The organism is Pseudalkalibacillus decolorationis (assembly GCF_024609785.1).
GTDB classification, from domain to species: domain Bacteria; phylum Bacillota; class Bacilli; order Bacillales; family Fictibacillaceae; genus Pseudalkalibacillus; species Pseudalkalibacillus decolorationis.
Genome location: NZ_JANHJQ010000005.1, coordinates 170191 through 195870, shown reverse-complemented (window position 1 = coordinate 195870; position 25680 = coordinate 170191). Strand labels below are relative to the sequence as shown.

At 40.8% G+C, this 25680-nt stretch carries 24 protein-coding genes; 22 read left to right on the top strand and 2 right to left on the bottom strand.

Features of this window, described 5'->3' with window-relative positions; translation table 11 throughout:
* Positions 1-208: 208 nt before the first annotated feature.
* The 15 genes from accB to spo0A all read left to right on the top strand — a co-directional run bounded on the left by accB (position 209) and on the right by spo0A (position 15808).
* On the top strand, positions 209-691 hold the full coding sequence (gene accB, locus NON16_RS06845; RefSeq protein ID WP_257348025.1) for an acetyl-CoA carboxylase biotin carboxyl carrier protein: 483 nt from the start codon (positions 209-211) through the stop codon (positions 689-691).
* A gap of 9 nt (positions 692-700) precedes the next feature.
* Entirely contained in the window at positions 701-2056 is a 1356-nt protein-coding gene (gene accC / locus NON16_RS06840) for an acetyl-CoA carboxylase biotin carboxylase subunit (protein ID WP_257348024.1), read from the top strand.
* 15 nt (positions 2057-2071) lie between these two features.
* The gene (locus NON16_RS06835) at positions 2072-2479 is read left to right on the top strand and encodes an Asp23/Gls24 family envelope stress response protein (protein ID WP_257348023.1); all 408 of its coding nucleotides are present in this window, start codon (positions 2072-2074) and stop codon (positions 2477-2479) included.
* A gap of 169 nt (positions 2480-2648) precedes the next feature.
* Positions 2649-3041 carry a transcription antitermination factor NusB gene (gene nusB, locus NON16_RS06830; RefSeq protein ID WP_257348022.1) on the top strand — a complete coding sequence of 131 codons (393 nt, stop codon included), beginning with the start codon at positions 2649-2651 and terminating at the stop codon, positions 3039-3041.
* 14 nt (positions 3042-3055) lie between these two features.
* Positions 3056-3922 carry a bifunctional methylenetetrahydrofolate dehydrogenase/methenyltetrahydrofolate cyclohydrolase FolD gene (gene folD / locus NON16_RS06825; protein WP_257348020.1) on the top strand — a complete coding sequence of 289 codons (867 nt, stop codon included), beginning with the start codon at positions 3056-3058 and terminating at the stop codon, positions 3920-3922.
* Positions 3922-5271 (top strand): exodeoxyribonuclease VII large subunit, encoded by a 1350-nt coding sequence (gene xseA, locus NON16_RS06820; RefSeq protein WP_257348019.1) that lies wholly within the window; start codon positions 3922-3924, stop codon positions 5269-5271. Before folD ends, xseA begins: the two co-directional genes overlap by 1 nt.
* Positions 5271-5510, top strand: a complete 240-nt coding sequence (xseB, locus tag NON16_RS06815) for an exodeoxyribonuclease VII small subunit (protein WP_257348018.1) — start codon at positions 5271-5273, stop codon at positions 5508-5510. Before xseA ends, xseB begins: the two co-directional genes overlap by 1 nt.
* The gene (locus NON16_RS06810) at positions 5507-6394 is read left to right on the top strand and encodes a polyprenyl synthetase family protein (RefSeq protein WP_257348017.1); all 888 of its coding nucleotides are present in this window, start codon (positions 5507-5509) and stop codon (positions 6392-6394) included. The genes xseB and NON16_RS06810 overlap by 4 nt, the downstream gene beginning before the upstream one ends.
* 857 nt (positions 6395-7251) lie before the next feature.
* Positions 7252-7866, top strand: coding sequence for a hypothetical protein (locus NON16_RS06805; RefSeq protein ID WP_257348015.1), 615 nt, complete (start codon positions 7252-7254; stop codon positions 7864-7866).
* A gap of 9 nt (positions 7867-7875) precedes the next feature.
* Positions 7876-9768, top strand: coding sequence for a 1-deoxy-D-xylulose-5-phosphate synthase (dxs, locus tag NON16_RS06800; RefSeq protein WP_257348014.1), 1893 nt, complete (start codon positions 7876-7878; stop codon positions 9766-9768).
* Positions 9769-10599 carry a TlyA family RNA methyltransferase gene (locus NON16_RS06795; RefSeq protein WP_257348013.1) on the top strand — a complete coding sequence of 277 codons (831 nt, stop codon included), beginning with the start codon at positions 9769-9771 and terminating at the stop codon, positions 10597-10599.
* Between the two features lie 493 nt (positions 10600-11092).
* Complete coding sequence (ahrC, locus tag NON16_RS06790) at positions 11093-11542, top strand: transcriptional regulator AhrC/ArgR (protein WP_257348070.1); 450 nt, start codon at positions 11093-11095, stop codon at positions 11540-11542.
* Between the two features lie 21 nt (positions 11543-11563).
* Entirely contained in the window at positions 11564-13291 is a 1728-nt protein-coding gene (gene recN / locus NON16_RS06785) for a DNA repair protein RecN (RefSeq protein ID WP_257348012.1), read from the top strand.
* Between the two features lie 120 nt (positions 13292-13411).
* A complete protein-coding gene (spoIVB, locus tag NON16_RS06780; RefSeq protein ID WP_257348011.1) occupies positions 13412-14725 on the top strand; it encodes a SpoIVB peptidase in 1314 nt (437 codons plus the stop codon).
* Positions 14726-15019: 294 nt separating this feature from the next.
* Positions 15020-15808: a sporulation transcription factor Spo0A gene (spo0A, locus tag NON16_RS06775; protein WP_257348010.1), complete on the top strand. Its 789-nt coding sequence runs from the start codon at positions 15020-15022 to the stop codon at positions 15806-15808.
* Positions 15809-15962: 154 nt separating this feature from the next.
* Here spo0A and yvfG read toward each other — a convergent pair whose 3' ends face one another.
* Both yvfG and NON16_RS06765 read right to left on the bottom strand, forming a co-directional pair.
* Complete coding sequence (gene yvfG, locus NON16_RS06770; RefSeq protein ID WP_257348009.1) at positions 15963-16166, bottom strand: protein YvfG; 204 nt, start codon at positions 16164-16166, stop codon at positions 15963-15965.
* A gap of 11 nt (positions 16167-16177) precedes the next feature.
* Entirely contained in the window at positions 16178-16414 is a 237-nt protein-coding gene (locus NON16_RS06765; protein ID WP_257348008.1) for a DUF2627 domain-containing protein, read from the bottom strand.
* Between the two features lie 135 nt (positions 16415-16549).
* Here NON16_RS06765 and NON16_RS06760 point away from each other — a divergent pair, with 135 nt between their 5' ends.
* From NON16_RS06760 to NON16_RS06730, 7 genes are all read left to right on the top strand, one after another.
* Entirely contained in the window at positions 16550-18598 is a 2049-nt protein-coding gene (locus NON16_RS06760) for a sigma 54-interacting transcriptional regulator (RefSeq protein WP_257348007.1), read from the top strand.
* A 153-nt stretch (positions 18599-18751) separates the two neighbouring features.
* On the top strand, positions 18752-19645 hold the full coding sequence (gene yqiS / locus NON16_RS06755) for a phosphate butyryltransferase (RefSeq protein WP_257348006.1): 894 nt from the start codon (positions 18752-18754) through the stop codon (positions 19643-19645).
* A gap of 111 nt (positions 19646-19756) precedes the next feature.
* On the top strand, positions 19757-20851 hold the full coding sequence (gene bcd, locus NON16_RS06750; protein WP_257348005.1) for a branched-chain amino acid dehydrogenase: 1095 nt from the start codon (positions 19757-19759) through the stop codon (positions 20849-20851).
* Between the two features lie 88 nt (positions 20852-20939).
* Complete coding sequence (gene buk / locus NON16_RS06745; protein WP_372508756.1) at positions 20940-22058, top strand: butyrate kinase; 1119 nt, start codon at positions 20940-20942, stop codon at positions 22056-22058.
* A gap of 18 nt (positions 22059-22076) precedes the next feature.
* Positions 22077-23498, top strand: a complete 1422-nt coding sequence (gene lpdA / locus NON16_RS06740) for a dihydrolipoyl dehydrogenase (RefSeq protein WP_257348003.1) — start codon at positions 22077-22079, stop codon at positions 23496-23498.
* 177 nt (positions 23499-23675) lie between these two features.
* Positions 23676-24668, top strand: a complete 993-nt coding sequence (locus tag NON16_RS06735; protein ID WP_257348001.1) for a thiamine pyrophosphate-dependent dehydrogenase E1 component subunit alpha — start codon at positions 23676-23678, stop codon at positions 24666-24668.
* A gap of 12 nt (positions 24669-24680) precedes the next feature.
* On the top strand, positions 24681-25664 hold the full coding sequence (locus tag NON16_RS06730) for an alpha-ketoacid dehydrogenase subunit beta (RefSeq protein WP_257347999.1): 984 nt from the start codon (positions 24681-24683) through the stop codon (positions 25662-25664).
* Positions 25665-25680 lie beyond the last annotated feature (16 nt).

The window sequence follows — 25680 nt, the reverse complement described above, 5'->3', positions numbered from 1 at the left end:
TTTCAGTCTTCCGCAACGACATCCTTCTCGGTGATCTTTCAGCAAATTTCGTGGTCTACCTAGAGAACGCTTGTGCTTTTTTTAGTTTATGATATGATAAAAACGAACTTAGCACCTGCTTGCATAGGAAGGTATTAAGTGATTTTAGGACGATATATGCTATAATAACAACAAACAAAACAGCAGTCAGATTGAAGGAGTGGACAAGATGCTCAAGATTCAAGAAATTCGTGAATTGATCAAGTTAATCGATCAATCCTCAATTAATGAATTCGAATATGAAGGTGAAGGTGCAAAGGTTACTTTGAAGAAAGCTGGAGCAGCACCTGTAGCTCAAATAGCCCCACAAAAAAGTGGTGAGGAAGTAAGCATACCCCAGCCTGTGCCACAACCAGTGGAGCAGAAGACAGAGTCAGAACCCAAACCAGTTGAAGAAGTAACTGACGAGTCCTTACATAAGATTGAATCTCCAATGGTTGGTACGTTCTATTCATCACCGTCACCAGAGGATCCTCAATATATTAGCACAGGAGATAAAGTTTCCAATGATTCGATTGTATGTATTATCGAGGCGATGAAGCTGTTTAATGAGATTGAGGCAGAAGTAAATGGAGAAATTGTCGAAATTCTTGTAGAAAACGGGCAGCTTGTAGAGTATGGACAACCTTTATTCCTTGTGAAGAAACAGTAGGGTGATAATATGATAAAAAAAGTACTGATAGCAAACCGAGGAGAGATTGCCGTCCGGATTATCCGTGCGTGCAAAGAGTTAGGGATTGAAACAGTTGCTGTTTATTCAGAAGGCGACAAGGAATCCCTACATGTTCGTATGGCAGATGAAGCCTATTGCATCGGACCGATTGCCTCGAAAGACAGTTATTTAAACTTTACGAACATTATGAGTGTTGCAACGTTGACCGGAGTGGATGCGATTCACCCAGGGTATGGGTTTCTAGCAGAAAACGCTGATTTTGCGGAAATTTGTGCTGAATGTAATATTACATTCGTCGGGCCAAGCCCAGAAGCAATCAACAGGATGGGAACGAAGGATGTTGCTAGGTCAACGATGAAAGAGGCTGGCGTCCCGATTGTACCCGGTTCGGAGGGTATAATTAAATCTAAGGAAGAAGCTACTGAGCTTGCAGAGGAAATGGGTTATCCTGTTATTATCAAGGCAACTGCTGGCGGTGGTGGTAAAGGAATACGAGTAGCAAGAACCGAACAGGAGCTCATTAAAGGGATTAATATTACTCAGCAGGAAGCGGCAACCGCTTTTGGGAACCCAGGTGTATATATTGAAAAATACATCGAGGATTTCAGACATGTTGAAATCCAAGTACTAGGTGACAATTTCGGAAATGTCATTCACTTAGGTGAACGAGATTGTTCGATTCAACGGAGACTTCAAAAACTTCTCGAAGAAACGCCTTCTCCTGCCATTGACCCTGAAAAGAGAAATGAAATGGGCACTGCAGCAGTACGAGCAGCTGAAGCCGTAAATTATTCAGGTGCAGGAACAGTTGAGTTTATATTTGATCACACTGGTGACTTTTATTTTATGGAAATGAATACCCGGATTCAGGTAGAACATCCTGTAACAGAAATGGTAACGGGAATCGATTTAATTAAGGAACAAATTCGAGTAGCTAGTGGAGAACGTCTTTCCTTTACTCAGGAGGATATAGAGTTTAATGGTTGGTCGATAGAGTGTAGAATTAATGCTGAAAATCCTGATAAAAATTTCATGCCGTCACCAGGAAGAATTGATATGTATCTCCCTCCAGGTGGACTTGGAGTTCGAGTCGATTCTGCCGCCTATCCAGGATACTTTATACCGCCTTATTATGATTCGATGATCGCTAAGGTAATTACTTATGGGAATACTCGTGATGAGGCTATCCGCAGGATGAAGCGGGCACTTAGTGAGTTTGTGATCGACGGTGTTGACACAACCATTCCATTCCACCTTCGGCTTTTGGAGCATGAGCAGTTTGTGAGTGGTGAATTTAATACAAAGTTTTTAGAAAAACACGATTTAACATCAAAATCTACGTAAGTGGAGGTGTTAGTAATGAGTGAATTTCAATCGTTTGAAATGGAAGAAAAAGATGCAAATTTAGGTAAGGTTGAAATTTCCCCAGAAGTTATTGAAGTAATCTCCAGTATTGCTGCAACTGAGGTTGAAGGTGTATCTGCAATGCGTGGGAACTTTGCTTCTGGTGTTGTCGAAAGGCTTGGCAAAAAGACGTTAGGAAAAGGTGTGAAGGTAGAACTATCTGAAGACGGCATTAACATTGATGTATATGTGACGATGAGTTTTGGTGTTTCTATACCAGATACAGCCGAAAAGATTCAGGTAAACATCCGCCAAACCTTGCATACTATGACAGCTCTCGAACCTAATCGGATCGATGTACATGTAGTAGGTGTTCAATTTGAAGGTAAACTTGATCAAATTGAGGAAGCCGACGAATTTTAAATAAGTTGCAGAAAGGGTCAGAGTCTCCGGACAGGAGGTTTCTGACTCCTTTTTTGTTGAGGTTTGATCAAAAGTCTCCAGCGCTTGTCACACCTGAACAGGGCGCTTCCGCTTTTCCACCTTAATATGCTATCATACTGTAGAGAAGAATTTGAAAGGAAGAAACGATATGAAAAGAAGGCAAGCAAGGGAAAAGGCAATTCAATCTTTATTTCAAATAGATGTAAGCGAAGTTAACCGGGAAGACGCGATCAGCCACGTTTTGAATGAAGATGAAGGTAAAGATGACTTTCTTGTTCAGCTTGTTGAAGGAACAACAGATCATCTGGATGAGATTGATGAAACGATTAAACAACATCTCGAACGTTGGAGCTTTGATCGAATTGGAAACGTAGACCGATCCGTTCTTAGGCTTGCTGTTTTTGAAATGTTGTTCATAGAAGAAATACCGATTAATGTCACTTTTAATGAAGCTATAGATCTCGCCAAAACATTTGGTGGTGATGAATCAGGACGCTTTGTAAATGCTGTATTATCCAAAATAAGCAAATCATTTCAATAATGGAGGGCGCAAATATGGTTGCTGAACTAATTAAAGGACATGAAATCGCGAACACGAAAAGAGAACAGATGAAAATGGAAGTTGAACAGTTGTCAAAACAAGGCATCGTGCCAGGTTTAGTCGTGATTATTCTTGGTGAAGACCCTGCATCTCAATCATATGTACGAGGGAAGCAAAAGGCATGTGAGAAGGTCGGGATTGATGGCAAGCTAATTGAACTGCCTGAAGAAACCCCTGAATCCGACTTACTAGGGTTAATCGATCAATTAAATAATGATGATTCATGCCATGGAATACTCGTACAACTCCCATTACCAAATCATATTTCTGAGAAAGCGGTCATTGAAGCGATTTCACCTGATAAGGATGTAGATGGATTTCACCCGATAAACATTGGGAGAATGATGACTGGACAGCGTGCTTTTTTACCATGCACTCCTTTTGGAATCATCGAAATGGTGAAAGCAAAGGGCATTGAGATTGGTGGAAAGCATGTTGTAATTATTGGACGAAGTAATATCGTAGGAAAACCAGTCGGACAGCTCTTTCTTAACGAAAATGCAACGGTTACATATTGCCATTCCCGCACTACGAACATGAAAGAAATGACCACCCAAGCAGATATACTCGTTGTTGCGGTTGGAAGAGCTGATTTTATTGGAAAAGAGTTTATCAAACCTGGTGCGATCGTTATCGATGTTGGAGTAAATCGTAAAGAGGATGGGAAGTTAACAGGTGATGTCAAGTTCGAAGAGGCTATGGAGATCGCTTCTTATATCACGCCAGTTCCAAAAGGTGTAGGACCGATGACAATCACTATGCTTCTTCACAACACAATTCTTTCTGCGAAATGGAGCCATCAAGCTGAAGGTGTTAATTAATGTCAAGTGATCGATATATTAGTATTACAGCTTTAACCCGATATATAAAGCGTAAATTTGAAGAGGATGGAAATCTACAAGATGTATGGATCCGCGGAGAACTTTCCAATGTGAAATTCCACAGCCGAGGTCATATCTATTTTACAGTAAAGGACGAGAAAAGTCGGATTCAAGCAGTAATGTTTGCTGGGAATAACCGATTTTTAAAATTCCGGCCAGAAGAAGGCATGAAGGTACTGATTCGTGGAGAGGTTTCTGTTTATGAACCCTATGGACAGTATCAGTTGTATGCAAAAGAAATGCAGCCAGATGGAATTGGAAATTTGTTTCTTGCATACGAAGAACTTAAGGATAAGCTGAGCAGAGAAGGGCTTTTTGCAGAAGATCGGAAACGTTCGCTTCCCTCTTTACCTGAAAGAATTGGGGTCATTACATCACCTACGGGAGCTGCTATCCGTGATGTGTTGACAACGATCAAACGTCGGTTTCCGATTGCAAAGGTAACGGTTATCCCTGTACTTGTTCAAGGGTCCCATGCAGCACCAAGTATATCTAGAGCAATCGAGCTTGCTAACCAACGTTCCGAATGGGATGTATTAATTGTTGGTCGTGGTGGAGGCTCGATCGAAGAATTATGGGCATTTAATGAGGAACTGGTTGCGAGAAGTATTTTTCAATCAGAAATTCCAATCATCTCAGCTGTGGGGCATGAGACGGACTTCACAATTGCTGATTTTGTTGCGGATATGCGAGCGGCTACACCAACTGCTGCAGCTGAGCTTGCTGTTCCTCATATTGAAGAATTACATGAAAGGATTCGGCAACGACAGTTACGTCTTACGCATTCTATTACAGAAGTTGTATCCGGGTATAGAAGTGAGTTAAATCGACTGCAAAGATCGTATGCCTTTAAATATCCAACACAACTTGTCAAACAAAAAGAGCAGGAACTTGACCGATTGGTGGAACGATTACATCGGGAAAGCAATCGAAGCATGCAACTCAAGAACGAACGAATTCGTAATGTGGAAAAAAGTTTAATACGAAACCATCCTGCCGAAAAGCATAAACAGGCAAGCTCCACATTTAATGGCCTTACTAGGCTATTGCGGAAGGAAATGCATAAAACACTTGAAAGAAATCAGTCGCAGTTCAATCACCAAATAGGTAAACTAAATGCATTAAGCCCGCTAAAGGTTATGGAGAGAGGGTACAGTCTTGCTTATAGGAAAGACCAATCACTTATTAAAAGTATTGATCATGTGCAGCCTGGTGATCAGGTTACTGTAAGGCTGAAGGATGGGAAGCTAGACTGTCAGATATGGGGAATAGAGGAGAGTGATACGTAATGGATAAGAAAAAAGTACAAACATTTGAGGAATCCATGGAAGAGCTTGAGGTAATTGTTAACAAACTCGAAGAAGGGGATGTACCTCTTGAGGAATCGATCCGCCTTTTTCAAGAAGGTATGAAACTCTCTAAACAATGCAACGATAAGTTACAAAAGGTTGAAAAACAAATGGACGAACTTTTAAATGAAGATGGTGGTACTGAGCCCTTCACTCTACAGGAGGACGATTTAGGTTGAATACGGATAACTTCTTGGAAATTTTACAAAACAGTAAACAGGAAATTGATGAAGCACTACCAGCGAAAGTCGAGAGTCTAGAGACACGGACAGACTTAAAAGAAGCGATGTTGTATTCGATTCTCGCTGGCGGCAAACGGCTCCGCCCTATTTTATTTTTAATGACAATCGAAGCCTTTGGGAAGGACAGTACACAAAGTATAGATGTGGGCTGTGCAATCGAAATGGTCCATACGTACTCCCTTATTCATGATGACCTTCCTGCAATGGATAATGATGATTTCCGCCGAGGGAATTTGACGAATCATAAAGTATATGGGGAAGCGATGGCAATTCTAGCTGGAGATGCCTTATTAACCTTAGCCTTTCAAACGATTGCTCAATCAAGTGCCGTAACTAGTGACCTAATTGTTGAGCTCATAGGTAAACTTGCAGTAGCTGCAGGTCCAGAGGGAATGGTAGATGGTCAGGCAGCAGATATTGAAGCGGAAGGGAAAACGATCGCTCTAAACGACTTGGAGCATATTCACCGTCATAAAACTGGAGCATTACTTGGGTATTCAATAGTTGCTGGTGCGAAAATAGCTGGAGGATCGAAAGAACAAATTGCGCAACTAACACAATTCGCTCACCATCTCGGTCTCGCTTTTCAGATTCAGGATGATATTCTTGATGTTGAAGGGGACGAATCAGTTATTGGGAAGCCAATCGGCAGCGATTTGGAGAATAAAAAGAGTACCTACCCTCAGCTTTTAACGTTAGAAGGAGCAAAAGAGAAGCTAGTACAAGAGGTTGCTCAAGCCAAGGAATATCTTTATAAGGCAAATATTGATCATTCCTGGCTAGAGAAGTTTACTGACTATATGGTGAGTCGGGATCACTAGAAATCATTGAGAAAATACCGGATTTATGATATATTAAATACATATGGGGAGTGGTGCAGTATTCTAGTCAGTCTCCCATTTCTGAGGGCGGGCCTAAAAATCCGCCAAAGGGCACATCGATGAAGTTCCTTGTATAGGCTCGAGGCGCCCAGCTTTGGGTCTACATTGGGAGTTAAGGCTGAAGGGCGATCCACAAGGGCATGTGGGCGTTGACCCTTTTGCCGCGGAGGACCTTAACTTTGCGATTTGTGTGCTAATACCTTATTGCGAACTGAGGTTATAAACCTGTTTTGCTGGTTTTTTCGCTCGCTAGAAATTATCGGTAAACAGCGTAGCCTGCCTTGAGTGAAGTTTGAGGGGATTATGGATGAGGAACCTGCACTGGTTGGCCGCCGGTGATTTCAGTTCTGTACCATATGAAATCAGCTTTGCAAAAGGGGCTAGGAAATGGTAAAGGCTGTAGAGGAAAACTCCTAGACTGTTCCAAAAGTGACATTCAAAGGGGATTATAGTGCGGACTAAGTGGTAATCTAGTCTGACGATTGGTGACAACGTCAAGGGAGGATTAAAGGGAAACCTCCAGTGTGGCAACGCTCTGGTACCTCTCTGGGAAAACCTACTGGACCTAAGCCGTAGTGTTTACTCTTTGAATGGCCACTCCACAATACATAAGGATGTTCAAAAAGTATCCAAGAGCCCATGTACCTGCGTCTACAAGTGTATGCTTTGATGTAAGCTTCCTCGGTACAACTCGTAGCGTTCATGCAAGTACCGCTCGTTGGTAACCTGCGAATTTCTTCGTTATTCTGATTCGTTTACTTTTTGAACACGTATTTATATATAAATAGGGAGATTACATGAACAAAATTTTTCATAAATCGCTAAAATGGAGTACAGGGATCGCCGTTATCACACTAGTGTTAGCGGCTATTTTTTCAGTTGTTTCAACTCTTGCTTTAGAGGGTGTCAATTGGGCAATCGGGATGATGATTGTGTTTATGATTGTGCTAATGGGGGTTGTTTTTGATATTATAGGAGTGGCTGCAACTGCATCAGATGAAGTTCCTTTTCATGCCATGGCGTCTGAGAAAGTGAAAGGTTCACGTCAAGCTATTACAATTTGTAGAAATGCGGATCGAGTAGCGAGCTTTTGCAATGATGTCATTGGTGACATATCTGGTATAATCAGCGGTACAGCATCAGCAGTGGTTATTGTTCAATTAACGGATGCATTTGGTGGTGCTGACACAACCGCTTACGAATATATTGTATCAATCGTATTCACCAGCGTAGTTGCTGCGCTCACAGTAGGGGGAAAGGCTTTTGGGAAATCATTTGCCATTCATTTCTCTACTTCCATTATTTTTCAGGTTGGACGAGTAATCTATTTCTTTGGGGAAAGATTAAAACTAAAGCAATTAATCTCACAGCCTGCCGGAAATAAGCTGAGACGGAATACGAAAGGAAAGTGAGGATATTCCATGGATTTGGAATCAATCAAAGACCCAAAATTTTTACAAATGTACGATACAGATAAACTTGAGGAGTTAGCTACAAGCATACGTGCATTTTTAATCGAAACGATATCAAAAACCGGTGGACACCTAGGGCCAAACCTTGGTGTTGTTGAGTTAACCTTAGTATTACACCGGTTATTTGAAAGTCCAAAAGATAAATTCATTTGGGATGTAGGACATCAGGCTTACGTCCACAAAATTTTAACAGGACGAGCTGCCCAATTTGATACACTCAAACAGTATCAAGGTTTATGTGGTTTCCCGAAGCGATCAGAGAGTGATCATGACGTGTGGGAGACTGGGCATAGCTCTACTTCGCTTTCCGCAGCAATGGGAATGGCCACTGCTCGTGATTTAAAAGGTACAAACGAAAGCGTTGTGGCGATTATCGGTGATGGTGCGTTAACAGGTGGAATGGCACTAGAAGCACTAAATCATATCGGTCATGAACAGAAAGATCTGATTGTGATCTTAAACGATAATGAAATGTCAATTGCCCCTAACGTAGGTGCGTTGCACAATGTATTAGGGCGATTGCGTACTGCTGGGAAATATAAAAAGGTAAAAGAAGAATTCGAATCACTAATAAAGAAAGTTCCAGCAGGCGGAAGGCTTGCATCTACAGCAGAGCGGTTAAAGGATTGTTTGAAATACTTGCTCGTTTCCGGAATCTTTTTTGAAGAATTAGGGTTTACTTATTTAGGTCCTGTTGATGGTCATAGTATTGAAGATTTAACCGAGAATATTCGATATGCAAAGAAAACAAAAGGGCCTGTTCTTGTACATGTGCTCACTCAAAAAGGAAAAGGATACACACCTGCTGAAACAGATGCGATTGGTACATGGCACGGTCCGGGACCCTATAAAATTGAATCAGGGGACTTTATCAAACCAACTGTAGCGGGACCAAGTTATAGTAAAGTCGTTAGTGAAACATTGCGTACGATTGCACGAAAGGATGAGCGTGTGGTTGTACTCACGCCTGCCATGACTGTTGGTTCTAAGCTCGAAGCCTTTGGCGAGGAGTTTCCGGATCGATTATTTGATGTCGGAATTGCTGAACAGCATGCCACGACAATGGCGGCAGGTCTTGCTACTCAGGATATGAAACCAGTTCTCTCAATCTATTCTACCTTTTTGCAAAGAGCTTATGATCAATTGGTCCATGATGTATGTAGACAAAATTTAAATGTGGTCTTTGCAGTAGACCGTGCGGGATTAGTAGGCTCTGATGGTGAAACACATCAAGGTGTATTTGATATTTCGTTCCTCCGTCACTTGCCAAATATGGTTGTGTTAAATCCAAAGGATGAGAATGAATTACAGCATATGATGTATACAGCCTTACAATATAATGATGGACCGATTGCCGTTCGGTATCCCCGAGGAACTGGTCTAGGTGTTCCAATGGATAAAGAATTACACAAGGTTGAGATTGGTAAGTGGGAAGTATTACGAGAAGGTAAGGACGTTGCATTATTGGCGGTCGGTACAATGATTCCAGTTGCTCAACAAGCTGCTGAGCATCTTAATGCGATAGGGATATCAGCCAAGGTAATTAATGCACGGTCGATTAAACCGATTGATCATGGCATGGTAACAGAACTTGTAACGAGCCGTGTCCCAATGCTAACGATAGAGGAAGGCATCCTACAAGGCGGATTCGGGAGTGCGGTTTTAGAATTCGTTCATGATATTGGGATTCATAATGCAATAATTGACCGTATGGGTATACCTGACCGCTTTATTGAACATGGAAGTGTTTCCAAGTTACTTGAAGAAATAGATTTGACGCCTGAGGGCATTGTCGAGCGTGTAAAGTCGATGGTACCAAAACAGAGACAGAGGGCATTTTGAATGAAAAAGAAAGAACGGCTCGATGTTCTCCTTATGGAGCGAGGTTTAATTGAAACGAGAGAAAAAGCAAAGCGCTCCATCATGGCAGGACTTGTTTATTCTGACCAGGAACGTTTAGACAAGCCTGGACAAAAAGTAAATGTGGATATACCTATCGAACTAAAAGGTAATCCGATTCCATATGTAGGTCGAGGAGGCTTGAAGCTTGAAAAAGCTTTAAACATTTTTCAATTTGAAGTAACAGATAAAATCATGCTAGATATTGGAGCATCCACGGGGGGATTTACTGACTGCGCACTCCAAAATGGTGCCAGTCAGGTCTATGCACTTGATGTTGGTTACAATCAGCTGGCATGGAAATTACGTAATGATGATCGGGTACATGTGATGGAACGGACTAACTTTCGCTATAGTAATCCAGCTGATTTCCAATATGGATTACCAAACATTGCTACGATTGATGTTTCATTTATAAGTTTACGATTAATTCTCCCTGTATTAAAAGAGATACTGCTCTCTGAGGGTCAAGTTGTGGCACTCGTAAAACCACAATTTGAAGCTGGGAAGGAAGAAGTAGGGAAAAAGGGAATTGTACGTGATTATAAGGTCCATCAATCTGTATTGGATTCAATCATCTCATTTACACTTGAAACAGGATTTCACATTTTGGATTGTACTTCCTCACCGATTAGAGGAGGGGAAGGCAATATCGAATTTTTACTACATCTCGAAAAACCATCTCCAAATGATCCTGCGGAACTAAAATGGAACGGTAGTATTGAACAAGTTGTTAATGAGGCTCATGAAAATAGGGAGATTGACAAAAGATAACGAGTAACTCGTTGTCTTTTTTTGTGAGTAAAGAAAGTATAAAAGTTTGCGGCATGGATGTAATGTCCAGCTTCAGCGCCCAACCACTTGGATCACTTCAGGCCTCCTGCGGCGGCAACACACTGATTTACATCATGTGTATNGATGTAATGTCCAGCTTCAGCGCCCAACCACTTGGATCACTTCAGGCCTCCTGCGGCGGCAACACACTGATTTACATCATGTGTATTCCCACGCAGGACCAAACAGAGTTTGGTTCGAGCCTCCTCGTCGGTCTTCCAGTGACCTTCGTGGCTAAGCAGGGCGCTTGCGCTTTTCTTTCTACATGAATGCACTGTCTAGGTTCAGCACCCAGGTGTTCGGGGTCGCTTCCGCTTTTCTTGCGTTATACAAAAAACTACATCTTTATACAGTATTATTGTACTTTCAACACGACTTGGTTTATCATTAAACTAGCAAAGAAACGGAAGTAAACGGCTGGAGGTTACACATGATGAATAAAGGACAACGCCATATTAGAATCAGGGAAATTATTACGAATTTTGACATAGATACTCAAGATGAGTTAGTAGATCGGCTAAAGAATGCAGGATTCAATGTCACACAAGCAACTGTCTCTAGAGATATTAAAGAATTGCATCTTGTAAAAGTTCCTATGCAAGATGGACGTTATAAGTACAGTTTACCTGCAGATCAACGATTTAATCCGTTGCAAAAATTAAAGCGTACATTAACAGACAGTTTTATTAATATTGGACAAACTGATCATTTGATTGTGATGAAGACGCTTCCTGGTAATGCAAATGCTGTAGGTGCCCTAATTGACAATCTCGATTGGGATGAGATTATGGGTACAATTTGCGGAGATGATACGATTTTAATTATTTGTCGATCAGCGGATGCCAGCCCGATGATTACCCAAAGGTTCTTGGATATGCTGTAAATTTAGTTAAGGTGGGATCGTATGCTTGCCGAGCTTTCAATACGTAATTTTGCAATTATAGAAGAAATAACAGTTCCATTTGATGAAGGTCTTACAGTCTTAACTGGAGAGACAGGAGCAGGAAAATCCATAATCATTGATGCTGTTGGACTTTTGATTGGAGGACGCGGTTCAGCTGAATATGTAAGACATGGAACTAGCCGTTCAGAACTGGAAGGGTTATTTCACATTTCTTCTGACCATCCTTCTGTCGATAAATGTGAGCAGCTTGGGATTGACATTTCCGATGAGATGATCGTTTTGAAAAGGGATATAACTGGGTCGGGTAAAAGTATTTGCAGGGTTAACGGTAAACTTGTAACGCTCGCAATCCTTAGAGAGATTGGTCAATCCTTGATTGATATACATGGTCAACACGAACATCAGTATCTCCTCCAAAACGATAAACATTTACGTATGCTCGATCAATTTAACTCGAAAGACCTGAAACGCTCAATTCGAGAATATCAACAATTATATGAACGATTTACTTCGATACAAAACCAACTGCGTCACTTGACTGAAAATGAACAAGAAGTTGCCCATAGAATGGATTTAATTCAATATCAATTGGATGAAATCGAAAAGGCCAACTTGGAACCGAATGAAGATGAAAAGCTACAGGAGGAAAAACAACGTTTAAACAATTTTGAACGCATTTTTCAATCTGCTAATGATTCCTACCAGTCCTTATATGGTGAACAAAGGGGTCTTGATTATTTAGGATTAGCAATGAGTCATTTAGAGGATGTAGCAGAGCTCGATCCATCCTTAGAATCTTTAAAGGAAGCCGTAACAAATGCTTATTACATAGTGGAGGATTCTGCACACCAACTTAGAGATTTTGTTGATACATTGGAGTTTGAACCAAATCGCCTTGACAGAATCGAAGAAAGGCTTCACGAAATCAATATGCTGAAAAGAAAATATGGTCAATCAGTTGAAGAAATTTTGGAGTATAGCTCACGAATAGAAGAAGAACGTGATACCATTACAAATAAAGATAGCCGAATACAAAATCTAAATGAAGAATTGAAGGAAATAAGCTGGGATATTTATGTTGAGGCCAAAAATTTAACGCAATTGCGAAAGGATATCGCATCAAAGTTAGAAAAAGCAATACAACGAGAACTGAAAGATCTCTATATGGAGAAAACGACGTTTGAGGTTGCGTTCTCAATTCCAAATGCAAAGCCAGGAATTGACCCAGAGTTTGACGGTAAATATGTTCATTTTACAAAACAAGGAATCGATGAAGTGGAATTTTTGATATCTACAAATCCTGGGGAACCTTTAAAACCTCTTGTTAAAATTGCTTCTGGTGGTGAGTTGTCAAGGATTATCCTTGCAATGAAAGCGATATTTTCTAATCAGCAGGAGGTGTCCTCGATTATCTTCGATGAAGTGGATACAGGGGTGAGTGGTCGGGTTGCACAAGCGATCGCAGAAAAGATACAAAGGCTTGCTGCAGGGTCACAAGTACTTTGTATTACACATTTACCCCAAGTTGCAGCAATGGCAGATCAGCACTTATATATTGAAAAACAAATAAAAGGTGATCGTACGTTAACGAGCGTGAATCCACTATCCTATGATGAAAAAGTAAGAGAAGTTGGTCGAATGATTTCCGGGGTCGAAATAACAGATCTTACCAAACAACACGCAAAGGAAATGATTCAGTTCGCAGACGGGATTAAAGTAAGCTCATGAAAAGCTATCCAAAATAGGATAGCTTTTTCTTCTGAACAAAGTTATAGAAACAACGTCGAAAGGCTACATTATAAATGCAGCCAACAAAGGTGCAGGGTAAGGAGAGAGGAGAGTGAATGAATGAAGAAAATTGCATATAGAAAAGTGATTGGCATTCTTCTCCTTGGCTTCCTCATAAGCCTAGGCTTTCTAAAGCCGGTTCAGGATTATCTCAGTATTCCTACTGATATAACCGTCTTCCAAGGAGAGGAATTAACTATAGACCACGAGCCATCTTCGGCGACTATTCAATCATCAGATCAGCAAGAAGCAATTGTTTCGATTGCAAAACCTGAGAACAAACCTCAATCTTTTTCTCTTCATACAGAAAAACCTGGAGATACAGAGGTTACATTAAAAGTCTCAAATATGCCTGTCAAAAAAGTCGACGTGAAAGTTCTTCCAGATTTTAAAATAATTCCTGGTGGCCAAACGGTTGGCGTAAAATTGAACACAGTCGGGGTCCTTGTTGTAGGTCATCACCAAGTGGATACGTCCAAAGGCGAAGTCTCACCAGGTGAAAAAGCAGGGATTCATGTAGGGGATATGATAACAGCCATCAATGGTAAACCCATTCAAAAGTTAAGTGATGTTGCCCCTATCGTAAAAGAAAGTGCCGGCTCACATAATCCAATGACGGTAACCATCTTAAGGGATAAAGAAAAGATAAAAAAGAAACTAACTCCTGTAGAAGATGCGTCTGATCATACGTATCGTATTGGCTTATATATTAGAGATTCAGCGGCTGGGGTTGGAACTATGACGTTCTACCACCCTGAATCAGGAAAATATGGAGCACTAGGACATGTCATTTCAGATATGGATACGAAAAAACCAATTGTCGTAAACGATGGACAAATTATTGAATCGACAGTTACCTCTATCGAAAAAGGGAGTAATGGGAATCCTGGAGAAAAATTAGCTCGTTTTAGTGATGGAGAGAAAATATTAGGTTCAATAACTGAGAACACACAATTTGGAATTTTTGGGGAGTTAAATACGGATCTTCGGAATGGAATTTTAGATAAACCGATGCCGATCGCGCTATCGCATCAGGTAAAAGAAGGTCCTGCTGAAATTTTAACAGTAGTTAAAGGGGAAAAAGTTCGGAAATATGATGTCGAAATAGTTAGTTCAGTACCGCAAAAATTCCCTGCAACAAAGGGGTTAGTAATAAAGATAACCGATCCCGAGCTTCTAAAAGCTACTGGTGGAATCGTTCAAGGAATGAGCGGAAGTCCGATAATCCAAAATGGGAAAGTAGTTGGAGCCGTAACTCACGTGTTCGTAAATGATCCAACCTCAGGCTATGGCGTTCATATTGAATGGATGTTAGATGAGGCCGGTATAGATATTTATAAAGAAAATCGAAATGGTGAAAAAGCAGCGAGCTAAACAAGGCTCGCTTTTTTTGTGCGTTTTTAAGAGTTAATTGAATATCGAAAATAGTTTTGATAAAATAAAAACTAAGATTTAAAGAAAATTCGACAAATAACACTTAAATACGACTTGTCAACTTGTGGATTACGTCGAAATAAAGAGAAAATAAGAGCATGAATCAGATATTAATATATTTTTTATAAAAAATACAAAAAAATAGAGGAAATATGATGCATATGTGGAAATCATATCGTAGCATCAAAAAAGCAGATCACCATACATGAAAATGTTATGAGGAGGAATAGAAAATTGCAAAGAATTAAAGTGTGTCTAGCAGATGATAACAGAGAATTGGTGAACCTTCTTGAGGAGTATATAGAAAGTCAAGAGGATATGGAAGTTGTTGGGGTAGCTTACAATGGAAAAGATTGTTTAGAACTGTTACAGGAAAAATCCCCAGACGTGTTGGTATTAGATATTATTATGCCGCATTTGGACGGTCTTGCAGTCCTTGAAAATATGCATGATTTAAATTTAAGTTCAAAGCCGAATGTCATTATGTTAACCGCATTTGGACAAGAGGATGTTACTTCGAAAGCTGTAGAACTAGGGGCATCTTATTTTATTCTGAAACCATTTGATATGGAAAATCTTACGAATCAAATTCGCCAAATTAGCGGCTCTAAAAAATCTTTCATTCAAAAATCTTCTTCATCAAGATCATTTACTAAGGAATACAAACCAAGAAATTTAGATGCTAGCATTACAAGTATTATTCACGAAATTGGAGTACCTGCTCATATTAAGGGTTATATGTATCTTCGTGAGGCAATAACGATGGTATACAACGATATCGAACTTCTTGGATCAATCACAAAAGTGTTATATCCGGATATTGCAAAGAAATTTAATACAACAGCAAGTCGTGTAGAGAGAGCAATACGTCATGCAATTGAAGTAGCATGGAGTCGCGGAAATATCGATTCAATTTCCAATCTTTTCGGATATACGGTTAGTATGTCTAAAGCCAAACCAACGAATAGTGAATTCATCGCGATGGTCGCTGATAAGTTGAGGATTGAACATAAAGCAGGCTGAAAGTAGGTACATCAAAGGTTAAGCGGATGTTAGCATAACGTAACCGATAATAACTCAATTATGTTATTCTAAAATGTCATAACTATAGTTTAATTACTACAGGAAAAATGGGAAGACCAGTTAGTGGGTCCTCCCATTTTTGTTGCGATAAAAATTATCTTACGTTCTGGTATGCGGTGTCTAAGTTCCGAATCCGTTTCACTAGCTCTGAATTCTTATTAATATTATCATTAATGATTGTAGACACCATCGATACATAGTAATTATTCATGGCCTGTTGTTTAGAAAAAACATCATTGTTTTGTTCAACGAATTTCAGAAAGTTCTCTTCAAAAAAGATAACGCTGAATTGTTCCACGTCAAACCTCCTTATTTGTTTCGAAATCGCTTTTGTACCTTATTTCGTTTTCGATCACGGTGAAAAATAAAACCACCGATAAATGCAAAACCTAAAATAAATAACAGTAACCCGCCAATCATTTCGACAATGAAATTCGGAAATGGCGGGTGTATGATTCCAAACAGTGCATCCCGCATTAACTTAATTCCTAGTACACCTGCAATCCCAGGGATCACGAGGATAAGAAGTGCTATTATTCGTATCATGATAACCATCCTTTTCTATCGCTACTCATTGTATCGATTTTAGATGGCAATGTCCATAAGTTTGCTAAAGAGTCTAGGTAGGTTTAAAATAGTGAGTGTGAAAAAAATTGCATGGTAAATTTAGGGTGTGCAAATATGAAGAATACGATTATTATTGGTGCAGGTAAAGTTGGAGCTGCACTTGTCAATATTATTGATCAATCTGATTCCTTCCACTTAGCTGCTGTGATTGACCCAAATGAAGATGCTCCTGCAATGCAGCTTGCGCAAAAGAGAGGAATCGCTACAGATAACAAGTGGCAAGAGTTCAGTGATCAGCCCATTGATGTGGTGATTGAAACGACCGGTAATGAAAAGATTTTTTCTTCACTCAGGAAAGTAAAAGATCGTCGATGGGTCATAATTCCTGCTACTGTAGCAACATTAATCTCGGATCTAATGGAAGAACAAGAAAGTCTTATCGACCAACTATCCGCACAATCAAGAAAACAAGACCTCGTGCTTCGATTAACTCACGATGGAATGATTGCAATTGACCAAAACCGGCAAGTGATTATTTTTAATAAAAGTGCTCAATCCATGATTGGCTCTGAAATGAAAGATGTAATCGGTCGGGAAATTACAGAACTTATTCCTAATAGTGAACTGCCTAGAATCTTAGATAGTGGTGTGACCGAAGTGAATAGGGAGCAAGTGCTTGATAATGGTAGAAAAATAATAACAACTAGAATTCCGATGATTGACGATACAGGAAATATTGTCGGTGCTTTTGCTGTATTTAAAGATATTACAGAGGTCGTTGAAATGGCTGAAGAAGTCACAAGTTTAAAAAGTGTACAAACGATGCTTGAGGCGATTATTCAGTCTTCTGATGAAGCCATTACAGTGGTTGATGAAGAAGGAAAAGGCCTAATGATTAACCCTGCTTATACACGCTTGACGGGAATGAAGGCTGGAGACATTTATGGGAAACCCGCTACAACGGACATATCTGAGGGTGAGAGCATGCACATGAGGGTGTTACGAACTCGTAAACCTGTCCGTGGGGTAAGACAAAAGGTTGGACCAAATCGCAGAGATGTGATCGTCAATGTCGCACCCGTAATTGTAGATGGGAAAATAAAAGGAAGTGTCGGGGTTATTCACGACATGTCTGAAATTCAATCCTTAACAGATGAATTACACAGAGCAAGACAAATCATTCGCACGTTAGAAGCCAAGTATTCGTTCACGGATATTATTGGCCAATCAAGTGAAATGAACTTCGCTGTCGAACAAGCAAAGCTCGGTGCGTCAACTCCAGCAACAGTATTACTAAGGGGAGAGTCTGGAACGGGCAAAGAATTGTTCGCACACGCTATCCATAACGGCAGTAATCGTAAATATAACAAATTCGTTCGTGTTAACTGTGCCGCCATTTCCGAATCTTTACTTGAAAGTGAACTTTTTGGGTATGAAGAAGGAGCTTTCTCAGGTGCAAAAAAAGGCGGCAAGAGGGGCCTGTTTGAAGAAGGGAACGGAGGCAGTATATTTCTTGATGAGATTGGTGAGCTTTCAGGGGATACTCAGGCAAAACTACTCCGAGTACTCCAAGAAAATGAAATTATCCGAGTTGGAGGCACAAAATCAGTCCCGATTAATGTCAGAGTGATTGCTGCCACAAATGTTAACCTCGAAAAAAGAATAATTGATGGTTCTTTTCGGGAAGATTTATATTATCGGATAAATCGTCTTCCTATTTTCATTCCTCCTTTACGTGAACGAAAAGAGGACTTGTCTTTATTATGTGAGCATCTGATTCAAAAACTGAATCAAGATTATGGTCGAAACATTGAAGGGATAACCGAACCAGCAATACGGTTCCTTAAAGAATACGACTGGCCGGGGAATGTGCGTGAGCTTGAGAATATTCTTGGGCGTGCAATTATTCACTTATCCTTTCACGAATCCTGGATCAATGTTGAGGCGATTCCCCCATTAGGGACGGGTGTATCAAAACCAAGCAAACCAAGGGAACAATCGGTACCCGAACACACACTACAGAAACAAATGGATGAATTTGAAAAAGAAGTGATTCGAACAACGTTGACCCATTGTAATCATAACAAAACGAAAACAGCAAAAATATTGGGTATTTCCTTAAGGAATTTATATTATAAACTCGATAAATATAATTTTGAATAAAACAGCACGCAAAATTTTGCGTGGCGTGCAATAATTTGCATAGGACTTTGCTCAGGAACCAGCGTATAGGAACAATTTAATGTTGGCATGAAACTTGCACTAACTTATTAGTTGTGAAGGAACCTTTAGATTAGAAAGGGTTGACGTCAGATCATGTTATTAGAAAAACTCATCCAAGAAGCAACCCAGAGAACGAATAAGGTGGTTGCAGTCGCAGCAGCTGAGGATCATGAAGTGGTCGAAGCAGTAAAAATGGCTTTGGAACAAGACATTGCTTCTTTTCAGTTGTTTGGAGACGAAAGCAAAACCGCAGCAATGCTTCAGGAGTTGAACTTGAAAACTTCTGACAAGCTAGAGATCATCCCATGCACATCTCCAGAAGATGCAGCTAAGAAAGCTGTCCAATCAGTTAGTAGCGGACATGCTGATGTATTAATGAAAGGGATGGTACCCACTGCCCGTATTCTAAAAGAAGTGTTGAACAAAGAATACGGATTACGAAAAGGCAAAGTACTATCGCATGTAGCCGCATTTGAAATTTCTGGCTATGATCGTTTTGTGTTCATTACAGATGCTGCAATGAATATCGCACCCGATCTTCAGCAAAAAGCGGATATTATTCTAAATGCGGTCAATATTGCAGCTAGTATCGGTATTAAAGAACCGAAAGTTGCCCCAATTGCAGCTGTTGAGGTGGTAAACCCTGCAATGGAAGCTACACTCGATGCTGCAGCACTTACGCAGATGAATCGTCGCGGACAAATCAAAGGTTGTGTCGTTGATGGTCCACTTGCCCTTGATAATGCTGTGTCTATAGAAGCTGCTGCGCATAAAGGAATTAAGGGAGAAGTAGCAGGCGTAGCTGATATTTTGCTTGTGCCAAACATTGAAACAGGTAATGCACTATATAAGTCCTTAATCTATTTCGCACGCGCTAGAGTTGGTGCAGTGATTGCTGGTGCAAAAGCACCGATTGTACTTACGTCACGTGCTGATTCAGCAGAGAGTAAACTCTATTCTATTGCACTTGCTGTGAGTTCAGCATAACGAGAACGTTTAAGAGTAACCATTGGACGTGCTAGTACCATTATTTAATGATGAGATTTAGCACATTTTTAGATAAAGGTAAAGGTTTATATTCTAAGGAGGATGAAAAAAATGGAGATATTCAAGTATATGGAAACGTATGATTATGAGCAAATGGTAGTTTGTCAAGACAAGCAATCCGGGTTAAAAGCAATTATTTGTATCCACGATACTACCCTTGGACCTGCACTCGGTGGAACTAGAATGTGGACATACGAAACTGAGGATGCAGCTATTGAAGATGCCCTTCGTCTAGCGAAAGGGATGACTTATAAAAACGCTGCTGCTGGATTGAACCTTGGCGGAGGTAAGACAGTTATTATTGGAGATCCACGTAAAGACAAGAACGAAGAGATGTTCCGTGCATTCGGTCGTTACATCCACGGTTTGAATGGTCGTTATATTACTGCTGAAGATGTTGGAACTACGGTTGCGGATATGGACTTGATTCGTCAAGAAACGGAATTCGTTACAGGCGTTTCACCAGCATTTGGATCTTCTGGTAACCCTTCACCAGTTACGGCTTACGGAGTATACCGTGGAATGAAAGCTGCTGCTAAAGCTGCATTTGGAACAGACTCATTAGAAGGTAAAGTGATCGCTGTGCAAGGTGTAGGTAACGTGGCTTATAACCTGTGTAAGCACCTTCATGAAGAAGGAGCGCAGTTAATTGTAACAGATATTAACAAGGAAGCTGTTCAGCGTGCGGTTGAAGATTTCGGTGCAAAAGCAGTAGATACTAATGATATTTATTCTGTCGACTGCGACATTTATGCTCCATGTGCTTTGGGTGCGACAATAAATGATGAAACGATTCCACAATTAAAAGCAAAGGTAATTGCTGGTGCAGCAAACAACCAGCTTAAAGAGACGACCCATGGTGATCAAATTCATGAAATGGGTATTGCCTATGCACCTGACTACGTGATCAATGCAGGTGGAGTAATCAACGTAGCAGATGAACTACATGGTTACAATCGTGAGCGTGCTATGAAGAAGGTAGAATTGATTTATGACAACATTGCTCGCGTGTTTGAGATTTCTAGTCGCGACAATATCCCTACTTATATGGCAGCAGACCGACTTGCTGAGGAACGAATTGAACGTGTGAAGAATTCAAGAAGTCAATTCTTGTTAAACGAACGTCATATTCTTTCAAATCGTTAAAAGGAAATAACAATATTAGAACAGTGCCTGTAAAGGGGATGAGTCAAGATCATTGCCTTGAGTCTCCTCTTTCAAATGGCCATTATCAATGGAGGGTTCCGTTTTGCAACAAAGAGAATATCGCTTACTCGTAATAAATCCAGGTTCAACATCTACGAAAATCGGTATATTTGACGATGAACGCTCTGTGTTTGAAAAAACAATCAGACATAATTCGGAAGAAATTCGTTCATTTGAACATATCATCGATCAATATGAATTTCGTAAAAATGTTATTTTGGAGACACTAGACCATGAAGGTATTAATGTTTCAAAATTAAGTGCGGTTGTCGGCAGAGGTGGATTATTACGACCGATTGAAGGTGGCACTTACAATGTCAATGATCAAATGCTAGAAGACCTTCGTAATGGATTTTCAGGTGAACATGCCTCAAATCTCGGTGGAATCATTGCCTATGAAATTGCCGAGGGACTTAACATCCCGTCATTTATTGTGGACCCCGTAGTTGTCGATGAAATGGCGCCAATTGCGAGAGTATCCGGCGTTCCGGAAATTGAACGTAGAAGTATTTTTCATGCGTTGAACCAAAAAGCCGTAGCACGTAGAGTCGCTAAACAGCTTGGTCGCTCCTATGAAGATTTGCGTCTAATTGTAACGCATATGGGCGGTGGAATTACAGTTGGCGTACACCAAGAAGGCAGGGTCATCGATGTAAACAATGGTCTCCATGGAGAAGGGCCTTTTTCACCAGAAAGAGCTGGAACAGTACCTGTTGGCGACCTCGTTTCAATGTGCTTTTCAGGAGAATATTATGCCGAAGAAATCATGAAAAAACTTGTAGGACAAGCAGGCTTCGTCGGATACCTTGGAACGAACGATGCGGTTGAGGTTGAAAGACGTATAGAAGAGGGAGATCACGAGGCAAAACTCGTGTATGATGCAATGGCTTATCAAGTTGCAAAAGAAATTGGTTCAGCTAGTGCTGTATTACATGGTCAAGTTGATGGGATTGTATTAACTGGGGGACTCGCGTATGGTAAAGACTTTGTAAACGAAATTACCAAGCGAATTGAATGGATTAGTGATGTCATTGTCCAACCAGGTGAGAACGAACTTCAGGCTCTTGCTGAAGGTGGTTTACGTGTTCTTCGTGGTGAAGAGGAATCGAAAATATACCCGAATGAAGCGATTAAAGAGACTGTATAAACGAAAGGGGATAGAATCATGGCTGAGAATTATGATCTCGTCATCCTCGGTGGAGGAACAGGTGGATATGTAGCTGCAATTCGCGCTTCCCAGCTCGGATTAACTGTTGCGATCGTAGAAAAAGGAAAACTCGGAGGAACATGTCTACATAAAGGATGTATTCCGAGTAAAGCTTTACTCCGAAGTGCAGAAGTTTATGCGACTGCAAGAAAAGGAGAAGAGTTCGGAGTAATCGCAAAGGATGTTGCGTTAAACTTTGAACGTGTACAAGAACGAAAACAGTCTATTGTTGACCAGTTGCATAAAGGTGTTCAGCATCTCATGAAAAAGGGAAAGGTTGATGTATTTGAGGGGCATGGACGTATTTTGGGCCCATCAATCTTCTCACCAATGCCAGGGGCAGTTTCCGTTGAGTTTAATAACGGCGACGAAAATGTCATTTTAGTTCCTAAAAATCTGTTGGTATCGACTGGATCACGTCCCCGAAGCTTACCTGGTCTTGATATTGATGGTGATTTAGTTATTACTTCTGATGAGGCTTTACAGCTACAAGAATTACCTTCCTCAATCACAATTGTCGGTGGCGGAGTCATCGGTATCGAATGGGCATCAATGTTCATTGATTTTGGTGTAGAAGTTACTGTACTCGAATATGCTGACCGCATCGTACCGACTGAAGATAAGGAAGTTTCCAAAGAAGCAACCCGTATTCTTAAGAAAAAAGGCGTGAAAATTGTTACCGGTGCAAAAGTTTTACCAGATACCATAGAAAAAGGTGAAGGTGTGACGATTAAAGCGGAACATAAGGGAGAAGAAAAGTCCTTTTCTGCAGATAAACTTCTTGTATCAGTTGGTCGTCAGCCAAACGTCGAAGATATCGGATTACAAAACACCGAAATTCAAGTAGAAAAAGGCGCGATTCAAACGAACGAATTTTACCAAACAAAGGATAATCACATTTATGCAATCGGTGATGTTATCGGTGGTTTGCAATTGGCACATGTTGCTTCTCACGAAGGGATCCTAGCAGTGGAGCACATGACAGATCAAAATCCACAGCCAATCGATTACACGGCAATTTCAAAGTGTATTTATTCAAACCCTGAAATGGCAAGTGTAGGTATAACAGAGGATGAAGCGAAAGAAAAAGGCTATGAAGTTAAAATTGGTAAATTTGCATTTAAAGGGATCGGGAAGGCGCTTGTTTATGGTCAATCAGATGGTTTTGTCAAGATTGTTTCAGACAAGGAAACCAATGATATCTTGGGAGTCCATATGATCGGTCCGCATGTTACTGATATGATTTCAGAAGCAGGACTAGCGAAAGTGTTGGACGCGACCCCTTGGGAAGTCGCTCACACGATCCACCCACACCCATCTTTATCTGAGGTAATGGGCGAAGCTGCATTGGCTGTAGATGGTAAAGCAATCCACAATTAAAATTTGAAGTTCAAAAAGTATCCAAATGATAAACGGTGAATTTCTTCGTTGCTCGGTTTTTCCGGTCCTCACGTATTACTCTCATACGTTCCGGTCCTCAAAACTGTCGCGCCTCGAACTTCTTGTTTCTGATTCGTCTACTTTTTGAACATGTATTTAAAAAAGGAGGGTAATGTGATGGCTGAAAATCGTCATGAAAAGTTAGGGTTAAATGATGAGCAAGTGTTAAAAATGTACGAAACAATGTTAATGGCTAGAAAAATTGATGAAAGAATGTGGCTTTTGAACCGTGCAGGAAAAATTCCATTTGTAATCTCTTGTCAAGGTCAGGAGGCTGCCCAAGTCGGTGCAGCAATGGCACTGGATAAGGAAAAAGACTATGTATTGCCATACTACCGTGATATGGGAGTCGTGCTTTGGTTTGGAATGACCCCACGTGACCTTATGCTCTCAGGGTTTGCTAAAGCTGAAGATCCAAATTCAGGTGGACGTCAAATGCCTGGTCATTTTGGTCAAAAAGAGAATCACATTGTAACCGGTTCATCCCCTGTAACTACTCAAGTTGGACATGCAGTTGGTATTTCACTTGCTGGAAAAATGGAAGGCAAAGACTTGGTTACGTTAACGACGTTTGGAGAAGGTTCTTCCAACCAGGGAGATTTCCACGAATCAGCTAACTTTGCTGGGGTACATAAGTTACCGGTAATCTTTATGTGTGAAAACAATAAATATGCGATTTCTGTTCCAATTTCGAAACAGCTTGCTTGCGAAAACGTTTCAGATCGTGCGCAAGGATATGGAATGCCGGGAGTTACTGTTGATGGTAATGACCCACTTGCCGTTTATGAAGCGGTTAAAGCGGCAGCTGATCGCGGACGCCGCGGCGAAGGCCCTACTTTAGTTGAAACGGTTTCTTACCGATTGACTCCACATTCAAGTGATGATGATGACCGTGCATACCGTGAACGTGAAGAGGTGGAAGAGGCGAAGCAAAAGGATTCGATCCATACTTTCAAAAAATACTTGCAAGAAGTCGGTATATTAACTGAAGAAAAAGAAAATGAGCTTAACGCCCGCATCGAAAAAGAAGTTGATGAAGCAACGGATTACGCAGAAGAGGCACCGTATGCAGATGCGGAAAGTGCACTCAAATATGTGTATGCGGAATAGGGGGAAGACAATATGCCAGTAATTTCTTATATTGATGCTGTAACTCAAGCTTTACGTGAAGAAATGGAACGTGACGATAAAGTTTTTGTCCTTGGTGAGGATGTAGGGGTACGCGGCGGTGTATTCCGTGCTACAGATGGGCTTCATGCTCAATTTGGTGAGGAACGGGTAATTGACACTCCACTTGCAGAATCAGCTATTGCAGGAGTAGGAATCGGAGCGGCAATGTACGGCATGAGACCTGTAGCAGAGATGCAGTTTGCGGACTTTATCATGCCTGCAGTTAACCAAATCGTTTCAGAAGCAGCAAAAATCCGTTACCGTTCGAATAATGATTGGAACTGCCCTATTACGATTCGGGCACCTTATGGCGGTGGTGTACACGGAGCGCTTTACCACTCTCAATCTGTCGAAGGGTTATTTGCAGGAACTCCTGGTCTTAAAATCGTTATGCCATCAACACCTTATGACGTAAAAGGGCTTTTGAAAGCTGCGATTCGTGATGAGGATCCGGTTCTATTTTTCGAGCATAAGCGTGCATATCGCCTAATTAAAGGAGAAGTTCCTGAAGATGATTATACTCTGCCGATTGGAAAGGCAGATGTAAAGCGTAAAGGTGAAGACATCACTGTTATCACGTATGGATTGGCTGTGCACTTTGCTCTTCAAGCTGCTGAAAAGCTTGAAAAAGATGGTATTTCCGCACATGTGTTAGATTTACGTACAGTGTATCCACTTGATAAAGAAGCGATTGTTGAAGCAGCATCAAAAACAGGCAAAGTACTATTGGTCACTGAAGATAATAAAGAAGGAAGCATCATGAGTGATGTAGCCGCTATTATCGGTGAACATTGTCTCTTTGATTTAGATGCACCTATTAAACGTCTAGCTGGACCAGACGTACCAGCAATGCCATATGCACCTACAATGGAAAAATACTTCATGATCAACCCGGATAAAGTTGAAAAGGCAATGCGTGATTTAGCGGAATTTTAATCTGCGAGGAGGGAAA